Source organism: Anaerococcus tetradius ATCC 35098 (assembly GCF_000159095.1).
Lineage (GTDB): Bacteria > Bacillota > Clostridia > Tissierellales > Peptoniphilaceae > Anaerococcus > Anaerococcus tetradius.
In genome coordinates, this window is the sequence record NZ_GG666324.1 from 1 (window position 1) to 1,061 (window position 1,061).

A 1,061-nucleotide genomic window follows, 5' to 3' on the forward strand; every position below is an offset into this window, starting at 1 on the left:
GATAGGTTGTAAAATTAAATGCGACACTAGAATAAAATAGAAAACTCATACTAACTTCGTGTAAAATGTTAATAACGACAAAAACACACACGGAGGTTAATATGAGCTATAAACATCTTACCATAAATGAGAGAAATAAGATAGAGGTACTAAGAAAAGAGGGCTATTCTTCTAGAAGAATAGCAAAAATTTTAGGTTTTCATCACTCAACAATATCTAGAGAATTAAAAAGATGTGATAATGATTATGAAGCTGTCTATGCCCAAAAAGATAAGATGGAAAAATCGTCATCTAAAGGAAGAAAACCAAAAGTTGATGATAATATCACTAAATGTATATCGGAAAAACTTCATAAGAAGTGGTCTCCTGAGCAAATAGCAAACACTGTATGTAAAGATATTGTATGCTTTAAAACAATATATAATTGGATTTATTCAGGAATTATAGACTTTGATATTTCCAATCTAAGAAGAAAAGGAAAATCTAGAAAAGCCAAAGAAACAAGAGGTAAATTTAACATTGGTAAATCAATAAACAAAAGACCTAAAGAAGTTAAAAAAAGGAATACTTTTGGTCACTGGGAACTAGATACAGTTGTGTCATCCAGAGGTAAAAGTAAAGGATGCCTAGCAACATTTGTAGAAAGAAAAACTAGATTTTACATAGCCTTACCTATGGTAGATCGAAGTAAAAATTCTATGCTAGGAGCAATTGACAAACTAATTAAATCTTTGCCATTAGAAGCTTTAAAGACTTTCACATCTGACAGAGGCAAAGAATTTGCTTGTTATGAAGAAATTGAAAAAAGAGGGATAAAATTTTATTTTGCTGATGCATATTCAGCATGGCAAAGGGGCAGTAACGAAAATTCTAATGGTTTGTTAAGAGAATATTACCCTAAGAAGACAGATTTATCTAAAATATCTATTAATGAGCTGATTAAAAACTTAATGGAGCTTAATACCAGACCTAGAAAATGTCTAGAATATCAAACTCCATTTAATTTATTTATGCACGAACTTAGTTTGATTTAGGTGTCGCAATATTATTTGCAATTCATC

The 1,061-nt window shown here is 30.2% G+C and carries 1 protein-coding gene; it reads left to right on the forward strand.

The genetic code is table 11. The annotated features are described in order from the left end of the window. Nucleotides 1-101 precede the first annotated feature (101 nt). The gene (locus tag HMPREF0077_RS09960) at nt 102-1,034 is read left to right on the forward strand and encodes an IS30 family transposase (protein ID WP_040349792.1); all 933 of its coding nucleotides are present in this window, start codon (nt 102-104) and stop codon (nt 1,032-1,034) included. The last annotated feature ends 27 nt before the right edge of the window (nt 1,035-1,061 follow it).

What these genes read in the sequence shown, in the direction of transcription:
- HMPREF0077_RS09960 (WP_040349792.1), top strand. Translation starts at nt 102, where the DNA reads ATGAGCTATAAACATCTTACCATAAATGAGAGAAATAAGATAGAGGTA.